The sequence below is a fragment of the Enterobacter sp. HG048 genome (genome assembly GCF_024702055.1).
GTDB lineage: Bacteria > Pseudomonadota > Gammaproteobacteria > Enterobacterales > Enterobacteriaceae > Enterobacter > Enterobacter dykesii.
This window is the reverse complement of record NZ_JANLIZ010000001.1, coordinates 265,574-279,218: the sequence shown is the minus strand read 5'-3', so window position 1 is coordinate 279,218 and position 13,645 is coordinate 265,574. Positions and strand designations below refer to the sequence as shown.

Annotated in this window: 13 protein-coding genes; 2 read left to right on the top strand and 11 right to left on the bottom strand. The window is 56.5% G+C overall.

Translation table 11 applies throughout. The annotated features are described in order from the left end of the window. Nucleotide 1: 1 nt before the first annotated feature. Both NUX24_RS01390 and NUX24_RS01385 read left to right on the top strand, forming a co-directional pair. Complete coding sequence (locus tag NUX24_RS01390) at nucleotides 2-1,438, top strand: SDR family oxidoreductase (protein ID WP_257829472.1); 1,437 nt, start codon at nucleotides 2-4, stop codon at nucleotides 1,436-1,438. A gap of 92 nt (nucleotides 1,439-1,530) precedes the next feature. Continuing rightward, nucleotides 1,531-2,544, top strand: coding sequence for an NAD(P)-dependent oxidoreductase (locus NUX24_RS01385; RefSeq protein ID WP_047653249.1), 1,014 nt, complete (start codon nucleotides 1,531-1,533; stop codon nucleotides 2,542-2,544). 77 nt (nucleotides 2,545-2,621) lie between these two features. On the opposite strand, the gene NUX24_RS01380 is transcribed toward NUX24_RS01385, so the two are convergent. The 11 genes from NUX24_RS01380 to gspG all read right to left on the bottom strand — a co-directional run bounded on the left by NUX24_RS01380 (nucleotide 2,622) and on the right by gspG (nucleotide 13,643). Beyond that, nucleotides 2,622-4,451, bottom strand: coding sequence for a chitinase (locus NUX24_RS01380; RefSeq protein ID WP_047653135.1), 1,830 nt, complete (start codon nucleotides 4,449-4,451; stop codon nucleotides 2,622-2,624). Between the two features lie 141 nt (nucleotides 4,452-4,592). Further along, the gene (gene iagB, locus NUX24_RS01375) at nucleotides 4,593-5,045 is read right to left on the bottom strand and encodes a type III secretion system invasion protein IagB (RefSeq protein WP_047653136.1); all 453 of its coding nucleotides are present in this window, start codon (nucleotides 5,043-5,045) and stop codon (nucleotides 4,593-4,595) included. A 133-nt stretch (nucleotides 5,046-5,178) separates the two neighbouring features. After that, nucleotides 5,179-7,947, bottom strand: a complete 2,769-nt coding sequence (locus NUX24_RS01370) for a glycosyl hydrolase family 18 protein (RefSeq protein WP_257829466.1) — start codon at nucleotides 7,945-7,947, stop codon at nucleotides 5,179-5,181. Between the two features lie 259 nt (nucleotides 7,948-8,206). Further along, nucleotides 8,207-9,004 (bottom strand): A24 family peptidase, encoded by a 798-nt coding sequence (locus tag NUX24_RS01365; protein ID WP_257829464.1) that lies wholly within the window; start codon nucleotides 9,002-9,004, stop codon nucleotides 8,207-8,209. Continuing rightward, the gene (locus NUX24_RS01360) at nucleotides 9,001-9,486 is read right to left on the bottom strand and encodes a type II secretion system protein M (protein WP_257829461.1); all 486 of its coding nucleotides are present in this window, start codon (nucleotides 9,484-9,486) and stop codon (nucleotides 9,001-9,003) included. The genes NUX24_RS01365 and NUX24_RS01360 overlap by 4 nt, the downstream gene beginning before the upstream one ends. Further along, nucleotides 9,483-10,628 (bottom strand): type II secretion system protein GspL, encoded by a 1,146-nt coding sequence (gene gspL / locus NUX24_RS01355; protein WP_047653140.1) that lies wholly within the window; start codon nucleotides 10,626-10,628, stop codon nucleotides 9,483-9,485. Before gspL ends, NUX24_RS01360 begins: the two co-directional genes overlap by 4 nt. 15 nt (nucleotides 10,629-10,643) lie before the next feature. Next, complete coding sequence (gene gspK, locus NUX24_RS01350; RefSeq protein ID WP_257829458.1) at nucleotides 10,644-11,663, bottom strand: type II secretion system minor pseudopilin GspK; 1,020 nt, start codon at nucleotides 11,661-11,663, stop codon at nucleotides 10,644-10,646. Further along, the gene (gspJ, locus tag NUX24_RS01345; RefSeq protein WP_126328123.1) at nucleotides 11,660-12,340 is read right to left on the bottom strand and encodes a type II secretion system minor pseudopilin GspJ; all 681 of its coding nucleotides are present in this window, start codon (nucleotides 12,338-12,340) and stop codon (nucleotides 11,660-11,662) included. The genes gspK and gspJ overlap by 4 nt, the downstream gene beginning before the upstream one ends. Further along, entirely contained in the window at nucleotides 12,333-12,716 is a 384-nt protein-coding gene (gene gspI, locus NUX24_RS01340; protein ID WP_257829456.1) for a type II secretion system minor pseudopilin GspI, read from the bottom strand. Before gspI ends, gspJ begins: the two co-directional genes overlap by 8 nt. After that, nucleotides 12,709-13,194, bottom strand: coding sequence for a type II secretion system minor pseudopilin GspH (gspH, locus tag NUX24_RS01335; RefSeq protein ID WP_193804736.1), 486 nt, complete (start codon nucleotides 13,192-13,194; stop codon nucleotides 12,709-12,711). Before gspH ends, gspI begins: the two co-directional genes overlap by 8 nt. Then, nucleotides 13,194-13,643 carry a type II secretion system major pseudopilin GspG gene (gene gspG, locus NUX24_RS01330; RefSeq protein WP_126786626.1) on the bottom strand — a complete coding sequence of 150 codons (450 nt, stop codon included), beginning with the start codon at nucleotides 13,641-13,643 and terminating at the stop codon, nucleotides 13,194-13,196. The genes gspH and gspG overlap by 1 nt, the downstream gene beginning before the upstream one ends. Between the last annotated feature and the right edge of the window lie 2 nt (nucleotides 13,644-13,645).

The following is a 13,645-nucleotide window of genomic DNA, read 5'->3' as shown; positions in this document are numbered from 1 at the left end:
CGTGCCGCAACGCATTCTGGTGCTCGGCGCCAGCGGGTACATCGGTCAGCATCTCACCGCGGCGTTAAGCCAGCAGGGACACCAGGTGCTGGCCGCGGCACGCAATACCGAACGCCTGCAAAAACTCGGTTTGCCGGGCGTTACCTGCCACAGCGTTGACCTCAACTGGCCGAAGGAGCTTCCCGCCCTGCTGGAGGAGGTCGACACGCTTTACTACCTGGTGCACAGCATGGGCGAAGGCGGGGATTTTATCGCCCACGAGCGTCAGGTGGCGATGAACGTTCGCGACGCCCTGCTGCAAACCCCGGTGAAGCAGGTGATTTTTCTCAGCTCACTCCAGGCACCTGAACACGAGCAGTCCGATCACCTGCGCGCCCGCTATCTGACGGCTGAAACCCTGCGCGGGGCGAATATCCCCGTCACCGAACTGCGCGCCGGGATCATCGTCGGCGCAGGCTCCGCCGCCTTCGAAGTGATGCGCGATATGGTCTACAACCTGCCGGTGCTCACGCCGCCGCGCTGGGTACGCTCGCGCACCACGCCGATTGCGCTGGAGAACCTACTGCATTATCTGGTGGCGCTGCTGGATCACCCGGCGGAGCAACACCGCGTGCTCGAGGCGGCAGGCCCGGAAGTGCTGAGCTATCAGGAGCAGTTCGAACATTTCATGCGCGTAAGCGGACGCCGCCGCTGGCTGATCCCCATCCCTTTCCCGACCCGCTGGATTTCGGTGTGGTTTTTGAATGTGATCACCTCCGTGCCGCCGACGACCGCCAAAGCGCTGATCCAGGGGCTTAAGCACGATTTACTGGCCGACGATCGCGAACTGCGGGCACTCATTCCCCAGGATCTGATCCGCTTTGACGATGCCGTGCGCAATACGCTGAAAGAAGAAGAGCAGCTGGTGAATTCAAGCGACTGGGGTTACGACGCCCAGGCGTTTGCCCGCTGGCGGCCGGAGTACGGCTATTACCCGAAACAGGCGGGCTGCACGGTGAAAACCCACGCCAGCCTGACCGCCTTGTGGGAGGTGGTGAACCAGATTGGCGGCAAAGACGGTTATTTCTTCGGTAATCTCCTCTGGCAAACGCGCGGAGCAATGGATCTGCTGGTGGGGCACAGGCTGGCGAAAGGCCGCCCGACACGCCCGTATCTTGAGGTGGGTGACGCGGTCGACAGCTGGAAGGTCATCATCGTCGAGCCTGAAAAACAGCTGGCGATGCTGTTCGGCATGAAGGCCCCGGGATTGGGTCGCCTTTGCTTTACCCTGAAAGACAAAGGCACCCACCGTGAACTGGACGTTCGCGCCTGGTGGCATCCGCACGGAATGCCGGGTCTGTTCTACTGGCTGTTGATGATCCCTGCCCACCTGTTTATCTTCCGGGGAATGGCGAAACGCATTGCGCAACAGGCAGAACAAAAGACGGAAAAGATCTAAATAAAACTCTCTTTCTTTCACCTTTCCCATTGCATAGCGCCGTAATTCACGAAAGAATGCGCACGAAATTCTTTTCAACACAGTGGATTGATATGAAGGTACTGGTTACCGGGGCGACCAGCGGCTTAGGCCGAAATGCGGTCGAATTTCTGCGCAACAAGGGCATCAGCGTCAGGGCTACCGGTCGCAACGAAGCGATGGGAAAACTGCTGCAAAAAATGGGCGCGGAGTTCGTCCATGCTGACCTGACGGAGCTGGTCTCCTCTCAGGCGAAAGTGATGCTCGCCGGTATCGACACGCTGTGGCACTGCTCCAGTTTCACCTCTCCGTGGGGTACCCAGGAAGCCTTCGATCTCGCCAACGTGCGGGCCACCCGCCGTCTGGGCGAATGGGCCGTTGCCTGGGGCGTGCGCAATTTTATTCATATCTCGTCACCGTCGCTCTATTTCGACTACCACCACCATCGTGACGTGCAGGAAGATTTCCGTCCGGCTCGCTTTGCCTGCGAGTTTGCCCGCAGCAAGGCGGCCAGCGAAGAGGTGATTGACCTGCTGGCGCAGTCGAACCCGCACACCCGTTTTACGGTATTGCGTCCGCAGAGCCTGTTCGGGCCGCACGACAAAGTGTTTATTCCGCGCCTGGCGCAGATGATGCACCACTACGGCAGCGTGCTGCTGCCGCGCGGCGGCGATGCGCTGGTGGATATGACCTATTACGAAAACGCCGTTCACGCCATGTGGCTGGCAAGCCAGCCGGACTGCGATAAGCTGATCTCCGGTCGCGCCTACAACATCACGAACGGCGAACCCTGCACGCTGCGCAGCATTGTGCAGCGCTTAATTGACGAACTGCAGATCGACTGCCGCATCCGTTCAGTCCCTTACCCAATGCTGGATATGATTGCCCGCAGCATGGAGCGTTTTGGCAGTAAAACGGCCAAAGAACCTGCGCTGACGCATTACGGCGTATCGAAGCTTAACTTTGATTTCACGCTGGATATTTCGCGGGCGGAGAACGAGCTTGGGTACAAACCGGTTGTGACGCTGGATGAAGGGATTACGCGTACGGCGGCGTGGCTGCGGGATCACGGGAAGCTTCATCGGTAGATCGGGTCCTGCATTTTTACGATGAGAAAAAAACGGCAACCCGAAGGTTGCCGTTTGTCATTTTGCTGTTTTGCTGATTACAGCGCAGTCCACGCGTCCTGCCATGCAATCCCTTTACCTGGCTCGTAGTAGGATGGCGCGTTATTGCACCAGCCGCTGTACGGATAAGGTTTGCACTGGAACAGCTGGCCGCGGTTGTTAACGATATCGCCTGCTTTCCATTTGGTTTTGGAGGTCCAGGTCGGGTAAGTCCCGGTCTGGCCGCCGTTGGTCTGCTTAGCCTGTACGTTCAGCGTATAGCTGGTGGTGCTGCTCAGCTCGCCGTCACTGACGGTAAGGTTGATCGGGTACTGCGTCGCCGCTGCCACTTCCGGCGCATTGAAGGTAATAATCGCTTTATCTTCGCCGCTTACGGTCTGGCCGTTCGGAGCTGTCCAGGTATAAGTCAGGTGGTTACCGTCTTCGTCGGTCGAGCCAGACGCGTTCAGAGAAACAGATTTACCCGCTTCAACCGCACCCACCGGACCGGCGATTTTTGCTACCGGCGCATGGTTTACCGGCGCTGGCGTATTATCGTCCGGAGCCGGGGTGTTATCGTCTGGCACCGGCGTGGTGTTGCCTTCGTCCGTTGGGTCGACAGGGGTCGGCGTCGGGGCTGGCGTGACGCTACCGCCGTCGGAAGTCCCGTCTTCACCCACCACGTTCACATTGAAGAAATGCTTCACGCATTTGGTGTAGTCACCCTCTTTAAAGGCGCTGAATGGCGTCTGGTAACCCACCAGCTGGCAAGAGTAGGTCTGGCCTGACGGGGTATCCGCGCTCCATCCCCAGTCCTGTTCCCAGTAGATCTTCAGCGCGCCAGCACCGCCTTCGTCGAACTGCTTCATGTTGGCGCAGCCCAGCACTTCGTTAGACGGAACAGGCACTTTCAGGTAGTTGGCGAACTCTTTGTAGTATTTGATACGGTTTTGAGACTGGGCGATCTCAGTCGGGCCGCCACACTCCACGCCGCCGTTGATGATCTGCGTGGTCACTCCGAAGCCCGGTACCAGACCATTCGCCTTATCGTGATCGTTCGGCTGCCATGTGCCGTCGATAACCTGCAGCATGCTTGGTTTTGGCGGCTGCGGGTAGGCGAAGAAGAAGATCGCGGAAGCAAGGTTCAGCCAGGTGTCCGCCACCAGCTCAGGTTTGTCCAGCAGTACGCGGACGTCGCCGTACATCGCTTCAGAGAACGGGCCGTAGTTGTAGTTATAGGAGAGTTGTTTCGCACCGCGGCCAAAATAGCTAACGAAATCGCCATCTTTGTCTTTACCGCACGGCCAGGTCTGCCCCTGCCAGACATCCGGGTTACATTCGCCGTTATATCCGCCCTTCTGACCTTCGCTCCAGCCCATCTCACGCACGTAAACCAGCGCCTGACGCCACTCGGCTTCCGGACGCCAGGACTCGTGGCCGCCAGTTTCCTGCGCGAAGTGCGCGAACATGGTTGCCAGAGACTTACGGCAGATGGCATCGCTGTTACGACCATCGGTATAGGTCTGGCACAGTGCCGGGAATTTACCGACCGCTTTCAGGAAGTTGCTGTACGTATATTCCGGCGCACGCAGTGGGAAGAGATAATCCCAGTCGCTGGCCTTGATAATCCCTTCCACGCGCTTAACGTTTTCCGGGTTTGTCGATTTACCAGGCTCAATTTGTTCCACCAGGCTGTTGTCCAGCGTGCGGATGGTTGACTTCACCGAAGCCATCAGCGGGAAGTTGGTTAACTCCTGCTCTTTCTTCTGCAGATCGCTGGCCTTAAGGGTGTAAGGTTCGCTGCTGGCCTGCAGCAGGGTTGCCTGAGCCATAAACGGTGCAACACATGCGCCCGCAATAAGAACACTGAGTAATGTTCTTTTGTTCATGTCAATGGTCCTCTTAATGATATTAAGGGTCTATAAAAGTTAATTTTTTCGCGGTTTATTTATTAATCATTTAATAAATAAACCCGGGAGCAGTTTTCGTTTTATGAAGAACACTATTCGGTACTCTTCAAAAAACAAAAATCAATAATAATAACGGTTACGGGTGCTACGTTTTAACTTCTGATATTTATTCCAGACCTTACGGGCATAGACCATGCGCTGCGGGTAATTCTCTTTTTTCAAACCCGCGTTATAGGCACCGACCGCCTCCCAGTTATAGCCATAGACTTTAATCATTCCGGATAATATCGATGCGCCAACCATAATCGAGGTGCAGGGCTCGGTAATTAACCGGTACTCATTAATGCCTTTTCGCTCCAGCTCGGAAAAATGTGAACTGTTAATCTGCATCAGGCCGACATCACGCGTGCCATCATTATTCTGTCCAATCGCATTGGGGTTCATTCCCGATTCAACATTAGCAATGGCATACAACAGGTAAGGATCCACATGATAATAACGGGCGGCTTTATCCCAGCAGTTGGCAAAGACGCTATGGCTTATTATCAGCAACAATAAAAATAACGTTTTCATTTTCAGTCCGGCTCTTTTTCATTGTCTCCTTACGCGCTTATGGCTCTGTTTCCTGATTTACGGTTCACGTCCGTCGCAGGACGTGAACCGTGAGGGCGGGCAAGTTTCTTACCCGCATTGTTATGGCCGTGACTTACTGGCAGTCAGCCGCCGGGCCTTTTTTCACCCATACATCGCTGCTACCTGGTTTATCACCCTTCGTCCACCATTTTGCGGTGTAGGTGAAACCGTTGTAGGTCGTGGTGTCGCCGCCGTTATAGACCACGTCGGAGCGCCAGTTGAATTTCACCTGACTGACCAGCTCCCATGCATCCACACCGAAGCCCGGCTGGTTGCCCTGAGTCCAGTATTTTGCTTTCCAGACCAGGTTGTCGAAGCTGACGGTATTGCCCGCGTTGTAAACCTTGCTTGCGCTCCAGGCAGCATATTTGCTGGCGTTGGCGTCAACAGGCTTATCGCAGCTATTGGTGGCAGAACCTTCGTCAGACGGCGTATTGCCTTCATCGGATGGGGTGTTACCTTCATCAGACGGCGTGTTGCCTTCATCGGATGGGGTGTTACCTTCGTCAGACGGCGTGTTGCCTTCATCGGATGGGGTGTTACCTTCATCAGACGGGGTTTCAGCCGCTTTAGGCGTTACCGTCACCTGGACGTTAGTCTGTACGCTGGACTTGCCATCGCTTACCACCACGGTCAGCGTGTAAGTGGATTCCGTGTCCACGTCCGGCGCGGTGATGTTCAGGTTCGCGGTATCCGCGCCTGTCGCCTGCATATTCGCAGGAACGCTCCAGGAGTAGGTCAGCGCGTCGCCATCTGGATCGCTCGCCTGCGCGTGCAGAGAGTAGCTCTGGCCCGCTTCCAGCGTCACGGCTTCCATCTGGTTCACCACCGGCGCCTGGTTTGCTTTCGGCGCTTTGTTCACGACCTGAACGTCAGCGGTGCTGCTCAACCCTTTCGCGTCAGTGACCGTCAGGCGGAACGCCAGAGTCTGGTTACTGGTGACAGCGGCAACGTTGAAGGTCGCTTTCGCTTTGGTGCTGTTGGTGATGGTCACCGACGGGCCAGAGATCTGCGTCCACTTGTAGGTGATGGCATCGCCATCCGGATCGGTGGAGGCAGAACCATCCAGGGTCACGGTTACCGGACCGGTGACAGTCTGATCAGCGGAAGTCGCCACCGGCGCATGGTTGGTCACCACCGGATCAACCGGCGCAGCGCCGCCGCCCGTCAGGCTTTCATTCATCGCGTTCAGAATGTCTCCGGTATCGGAGTCGATGGACCAGGCAAACAGACCGCCCAGGTTTTTCGCCAGCACATACTGACCTTTCGCCGTTGCGGAACGCGCGTCTTCATAGGTGATCAGATCGCCGGTGGTTTTGTTAAACAGATACGGCGCTTCAGCGGTAGCGTCATAGTTGTATTCCCAGCCCGCTTTGCCTTTGTACTCGTTAACGATCTGACGATAGTCAACCACGCCCGGCTCCCAGGTCCCTTTCACCATGCCCGTTGCCGTGCCGGTGAACGGGTTGTTATTGCTGTAACCGTGAACGCCGGTCCAGCCGCGACCGTACATGGCCGTCCCCACGACAATTTTGCCGGGCTGTACACCCTGCGCCAGCAGCGCATTGACGCCGTTTTCAGTGGTGTAGTTAGTATCAGGTTTGTTCGCCGGCGCACGCAGCGCATTCTGATGGCCCAACTCGGTGTTACTCCAGCCGCCGTAGAAGTCGTAGCTCATCAGGAAGATGTGGTCCATGTACTGCTGGGCAGTGGTGTAATCAACGTCTTCAATTTTGTCGCTGCCAGAACCGATTGCTGAGGTCAGTTCAAAGGTACGGCCGGTTTCGGCTGACAGTTCATTCATCATGGCGCGCAGTTCGCGCATCAGCGCGGTATACGTCTCTTTATCCTGCTGCGGGTTGCCCAGCGCGGCGTTTTCGCCACCACCGCCCGGGAATTCCCAGTCGATGTCTACGCCGTCGAAGAATTTCCAGGTTTTCAGGAAATCTTTTACGGACGCGACGAAGCGCGCGCGGATCGCCGGGTCGTGCATTTTGAAGAACGGGTCAGACAGCGTCCAGCCACCGATAGACGGCAGCACCTTCAGCCCTGGATTGGCTTTCTTCATCGCCATCAGCTGGCCGAAGTTGCCTTTGTAGGGGTCGTCCCAGTTGCTGACGCCAGCCTGAGGTTTCTGCAGTGCGGCCCACGGGTCGTGAATCGCTACCTGGAAGTCCTGACGGCCCGCACAGGCGCGTTTCAGCGCTTCGAAGCTGTTACCGCCTTCGATGGTTTTCAGGCTGTCGTTGATGCCATCGCCGCCGCAGATCGGAATGAAGCCGTACAGAATGTGGTTGAGGTTAGCTGCCGGGATTTTATCCACCGGGAAATTACGGTCGTAAACACCCCACTCAGGGAAATAGGCACCGACCACTTTATCGGTGTGCTTAGAGAGGGTTTTATTATTTTCCTGCATGGTGGTGTTGAGTGGCAGCAGATGGCTACCGTCGGTATCCGCGACGATAATCAGTTTGCTGGCGCTGGTGCTGCAGCCGCTGGCATTGCAGAGTTCAACCGTTTCCTGATAGCGACCGCCTTTGGTCACTTTAAATGTTGCCGTACCGGACATGCTGCCTGCACCGGTCCAGACGGTTTTGCCGTCGAGCAGCACTTTCGCTGACGTCGGCGCCGCGCCGCTCCAGACATCCCACTGCACTTTAACATCGGCGCCATCATGGATTTTGACGAGGTTGTTGTAAGCAGAAGCAGACTGATCAACTTCAACAATGGCAAATTTATCATTACCACTGGTGATAGTTGCTTTACCGGGCACTGCTGCGAACACCGGGCTTGCAGCCGCTGCAACGAAGAGTGCCAGATATTTAGGCTTCAGAAATTTCATTATTTGATCCTGATAATACGATTTGTGAAATTAAATACCCATGCTTTTCCATTAAACATGGACAAACGTTATTTACTGATAAATTAATCGTGAACGTTTCTGGTTCGCGAAAGACCTGTTTATTATTGCGCTGTACCTTCCTCCACTCATAAAAGCTTCAACAAATCTTTTATTGCGGAGAGAAGAATACAGTGGGGAATTTATTTTCTCCTTTCATTCCCCCAATGAAAAAATTTCAAAAAAAACTTGACTACATTATTTAAAGGATGAAATGCGAAGTTTGCGCGATAAATACAATCAGCCCGGAAAATGCAATATAGGGGCCAAAGGAAATAAGGTTATTTTTATTCTCAAAGGGTTTTAACAGGCAATGCACGATAATGCCCCCCAGCGACGCGATAAGCACAATAGAGGGTAACGCCTGCCAGCCGCACCAGGCGCCCAGCGCCGCCAGCAGCTTAAAATCACCATAGCCTAATCCTTCCCGGCCGGTCAGCAGTCGGAATGCCCAGTAAACCAGCCAGAGTGAGAGATAGCCCGCCACCGCGCCATAGATAGCATCGGTCAGCGGTAGCGTACGGAACAGGGCATGGAACATCAGCCCCGTCCACAGCAGCGGCTGGGTCAGGCAGTCCGGCAGCAGCATATGGCGCGCATCGATCACCACCAGCGGCAGGAGCAGGCTCCACATCACCCACAGCGCGATCAGCGCCGAAAACGACGGTGCCAGCGCGGCGCTGGCGGCAAAGAAGAGAGCGCTACAGACTTCCACCATCAGCAGCCGCAGCGGAATCGCGCTATGGCAGTGGCGGCAGCGGCCGCGCAGCGCACACCAGCTAATGATGGGAATATTTTCCCACGCGCTCAGGGCGTGACGGCATTCCGGGCAGTGAGAGGCGGGAAACAGCAGATTGCCTGCCCCCTCTTCTTCCATTACCAGCGGCGGAATACGCTCCGCCACTACGCCGAGGAAACTGCCGAGGATCGCGCCCAGCGCTCCGCTCATGACGCACAGACCCGGCAGATTCGCCTGCTGCAACAGCATTAGCGGGTTCATGCGCTTTTCGCCCAGCTCAGCGTAATGTGCGCTTTCACGTCACTCTGACGATCCACCGGCGTCAACGCGAGTTTCTCCAGATGGATCCCGGAAGAGACGTTCATCTCACGCAGCCAGTTTTGCAGGGCAGAAACGCTGACGCGCTCGACATCAAAGGTCAGCGACTGCCCTTCCTGACGCACGTCAGTCAACGCGACGTGCACGACTTTGGCACTTTCTTCCACCACGCTGCGCGGGTTCGGGGTATTGACCCTTCTGGACTGGAGATGGTTTTTATCAATTTCCTGGCGCATCCAGTTCAGCGTCTGCTTCTGCTTAAATAACACGGCCTCGTTATTTTTGATCAGCGTATCGAGCGGCATCATCGCGCCGTAATACACCATCGCACAGCAGAATGCCCCGCCGCAGAGTTTAAATAAATGACGCTCGCGTGAACTATAATTTTGCCAGCGGCTTTTTAACTGGGCTATTTGCGTTTTCATTTATAGCTCCCGGTAATAATGGCGGTATAAGGCGCCTCGCCGGAGATCGGCTGCATCGCAAAGTCAAAAGTCTCGGCGCTGCGGGCGACAAAATCCTGCAGGGTCTGTTTATCCATGGACTTCACATTTAGCGTCAGCTGATTTTGCGTTTCGTCATATTCCACGCTGTTGATCTCCAGAGACGATAATGACTGCCTGATTTGATTCAGCGCTTCGAGCTGCAGGAAGACCCCTTTCTTCGCCTTGCTGATATTTTGCCCGACGTAGTACTTCAGATTGCTGGTCTGGCGCAGGGTCGGAAAATAATGCTGCGCTACGGTGGTCATCTCCCCGCGGATCTCGTTTTGCTGATGAGCGAGCATCCACGCCATACCAACGCGGGGGCCGATCAGCAGGCCGACGCAAAGCAGCGCCGCCGCCGCGAGGGCCGTTTTCGCGTGGCGAAAACGCGGACCGCTGGCGCTGCGCCCGGAAAACTCACCGTGCAGCATGTTGATACGACAGCCCTGCCACTGGGGCTGGATCAGTACCAGCGGATGCTGCCACGCCAGCCGTTCATCCACCTGTACTTCCTGCGGCGCATCGCCGTAGCAGCACACTTCACCCGCCGGGCATTTACTCAACAGCAGAGGCAGAAGAACCATATCGGCTTCGCCAGCGCTGCCGGGGGAAAAACGCAGCCAGTAACTCTCCTCCAGGCTCACCAGCGTCGTGCCCCCTTCGCTCACCGGCAGCAGCCAGGCATCCGGCAGCGCCTGGACCACCGTGAGCCCCGCCTGAGCGAACAGCGCAAGCCAGTGGCGCAGACGTGCAGCGTCGATGGCCACGGCATCCACCTCCGGCCCCTTTTTGTTCAGCACCGTCCAGTGCAGCGTCTCCACCTCGCCGAGCAGCGTCTCTTCCGCCATCCACGAGAACGGCGCCGTCTGGGCTGAAAGCCCTTTTTTCGGCAGGGTAAAATGACGAAAGATCGTCTCGCTCGCCGGCAGCAACAGGCACACCTGCTGAGAAAGCGGGTGGCTGGAAAGTTCGCTCAGCGCGCTCCAGCCCGTCAGAGACTCCACCCGATCGTTACCGGATTCACACCACCAAATTTTGCCGTCCTCGCGGGTGTCGGGACGAATAAAAAGCACCTTTTTCATTATCTTCTACTTATCTTATTCAACCATTCGGTAGCGGCGTTGCCAGGTCACGACCTTGCCAGCCTCACTGTCAACGTGAAGCTGGCTGACGACGCGCAGCGTTAAATCATCGGTATTGCCGGTGGTATCCACCCGAAAATAGCGACTGTTGACCGCAACCCTGTCCTGAATCTGCGCCAGGATATCTTTGGTCTGCGGATAGTTGCTCTCCAGCACTTTGCTGAATGCCTCCAGCGACGCCCACCCCTCCTCCGGGCGTGAATCGATCAGGCGGGCAGCGTCGTCCGTGCTTAACACGCCGGTAAAAACCGCCGCCAGCAGCGGAGCCTGTTCGCGTGTTAAGGTATTCACATTTATGGTGCCATCCGTATCCGGCAAGGCGCACAGCAGCCTGCTGACCTTCGGCCACGCCGCCTGCGGAAAGGCGGGCAGCAGTCTGATTTCGTTGATGGTGCGCATCATTTGATTCGCCGGACCGCGGGCGGGCGTCACGTTCGCCCAGGCATCGGCCTCCTGGCCCTGTTTTACCGTCACGTCGTCGGCGTCAAGATAATCCACCAGCTGCTGGTAAATCTCTTCTGCCGCCAGCGTACCGACGCCACTTTCCGTCAGCAGTTGTTCGATAATTTGCTCTTTGACCGGTTTTTCCGGCAGCGCAGTTGGGTCGGCCGGGGCCGCTGGCGCCGCGTCAACGACCAACAGACTATTGACGTTAAAGCAGGTCCGGGCATCCTCCACCTGACTCACCACGGTGTAGTTATCCCCGTGGGTTTCCAGGGGCTGGGCCCAGTCACCTTGCGGCGGCAGCCCCGCCCCTTCCGAACTGGCCGCTTTCTGCAATACGTTTTCCAGTACCTTCTGTTGACGGGCAATGGCCCAGCGCAGCGTCTGCTGGCTGACCTGATAATGCGTTTTTTGCAGGTGGCGGCAGAACTGCTGACTGATTTTCGCCGCCAGGGCGGACATCATCACCAGCAGGATCAGCACTACCAGTAGCGCCACGCCACGCTCTTTTCGCGCTGTTTTGCCGCTCATGAACTCACTCCTGGATCGACTACCGTATCGGGCTGCGGGGTTGTTACGGGCTGGGCCGCATTCTCCGCTGCCGGCTGCGCCGGGTCCGCATTCGTCTCTTTTGGCGCGGTCTGGATCTCAGGCATATCGCCGGGAGTGATAAAAACCCAGCGCCAGGTTTCGCCGTTTTCCATGGTCAGATTCAGCTCAACGCCGTCAGGCTGATGGCCGATGTCGGTCCATTTTTCCTGCCAGCCTTCGTGCCAGAAGCGCCATGTCATCGCTTTCACATCGTTCAGAATCGGCACTTCTTCCGGCTGCGCGCTCGCGGGACCGTCGATAGCAACCCAGACGTTGCGCCACAGGCGTTTGTCCTTTAACGTCCAGCGCACCCGCTCCAGCTGCACCTGACCGCTGATGCCGTTCAGGGTTGTCAGTTCCAGACCATTCTGCTGCTGAACGAACACCTCGCCGCTGTTGCGCGGCGCGCGAGCCTGCAGCTGATAAAAGTCACGCGAGAGCAGGTTGTACGTGCGCTGAAGCGCCGTCACCTTCGTCGCCGCCTCGTCGCTGGCCGTCGAGGTGCGCATCGCCCCGTCGAGAATTTGCCAGGCGAGAATGGCGATCACCGCGAAGATGGCCAGCGCAATCATAATTTCCAGCAGGGTAAATCCCTGCTGACGCTGCACCTTACTCACTAGCCACCTCCGGTTCGGCGAGCTGAAGAGCCACCACCGGTTGCGCTTCGCTTCCTTCGCTGTAAACCCGTACCTCATCGGCAAAGGTATTTTCGGCGGTTTTCACCCGCTGGATATGCCAGGTCCAGGTTTGTCCGCCCATGGTTTCGGTGCCTACCTGCTCGGCGTCCGGGAAATCGGCCTGCGCCAGCTGAGCTTGCGCCAGCTGGTTTTCCGCCACCCAGCCGGCCTGCAGCGTTTCCGACAGGCTGTGGGTAAAGCGCACGTTCAGGGTGACGGAGTTCATCAGCGCCAGCGCCGCGGTGGAGAAAATCACCAGCGCCACCATCACTTCCAGCAGGGTCATCCCCTGCTCTTTGGTCTTGCGTTTAGTCATCGTTTTCCACCACCACCGGAACAGAGCCTTGTGACGTCACGTGAAAGCGCTGCTTTTTATCCAGGCTTTCAAGGCTGAGCGTGAAGCGGCTAAGCTCGCCGTCCGGCAAAAAAAGGATTTGCGGTTCATCGTCCAGCGTGGCTGCCAGCGTTCGCGATGAGAGGGAGACATGCATCTCCTCAGGAAACTCGCCGCGGGTGGCGATTCGTCCCGCCTTGAGCGGTGCCCAGTGGCGTTCACCGCTATTGCCAACCTGCGTAACCAGTTCAAATTCTGACGAGGTCATCACCAGCCCGACAATATTTCCGTCCATTACCGCACGGTCAGAACCATATTCAACGAGGGATTTTAGCTGCTGACCAAATGTATCTGCGCCGCTGCGTGATGGAATGGTGGTGACCACCATCATGGCGCTCAGGGCGAATATCACCAGCGCCACGATAATTTCCAGCAGGGTAAATCCACGTTGCTTATTCATTACTTATCTTTTTTATCAAAAGACCAGTTGCTGATATCGTCGGCAGTATTCGCTTCTGCATCCGGACCAGCTGAGAAAATATCAACAGCGCCATGCTCACCCGGGCTGACCAGAATATAGTCATTGCCCCATGGATCCTGCGGCAGGCGACGAATATAGCCGTCGTCACGGTAGCCTTTTGGAATAGGCGCAATTTCAGGTTTGGTCACCAGCGCCTGCAGCCCCTGCTCGGTGGTCGGATAGCGATGGTTGTCGAGTTTGTACATATCCAGCGAACCTTCCAGCGCCACAATATCGCTGGTCGCTTTCTGAATATCGGCTTTTTCTTTATTGCCCATTAAATTAGGCACGACCATACTGGCCAGCACACCGAGAATAACGATCACTACCATTAATTCGAGCAGCGTAAATCCCGCCTGACGCTTCAGGCTATTTTTTTTAACTGACATGA